The sequence below is a fragment of the Staphylococcus sp. 231237_7MaSpsaltlick genome (genome assembly GCF_043107035.1).
Map to the genome: position 1 here is coordinate 1 of NZ_JBICNX010000320.1, position 509 is coordinate 509.

The window sequence follows — 509 nt, forward strand, 5'->3', positions numbered from 1 at the left end:
ACTGATTTAGATATAAATATAATAAATGAGCGTATGATTTATGATACTGTAGAAGAATTAGAAACGGAAACGCGCTATTTTGAGAATTTGGAGGAGTATGTAAAATATGTATATTTATCTGATTTTCAGAGTGCTAAAGCCTTTATCAATGATGCAGTGACTTCGGTAAATCATAATTTAGATATGAGAATAAGTGATCTTTTTTTAAGTGATAGTGATGATATTGAATTGACGAATGGACGCTATATTTTAGTAATGGATTAATACCGTAAGAAAAGAATTTCGTTTTTTAGAAATTGTGAATAAACGACTAACATAAAGAGAAATAGAAAATTTATGTATTTTAAACATAAAAAACCCCCTTCAAAGTGTTTTTAAATGTCTACTTTGGAGGGGGGTGTTATACCGCTTCCGTTTATATACTATATTTGGTATTAAAATAATCACAAAGTGTTTTTATATTCCCTTTTGATACATATGCGCTTTGTAAAAATTTACTATGTCCATCC

At 28.3% G+C, this 509-nt stretch carries 1 protein-coding gene; it reads left to right on the forward strand.

Features of this window, described 5'->3' with window-relative positions:
• Positions 1–264 (forward strand): hypothetical protein (locus tag ACF91D_RS31685; protein ID WP_392438686.1); only part of this gene is annotated, 264 nt, incomplete at its 5' end.
• Positions 265–509: the final 245 nt, after the last annotated feature.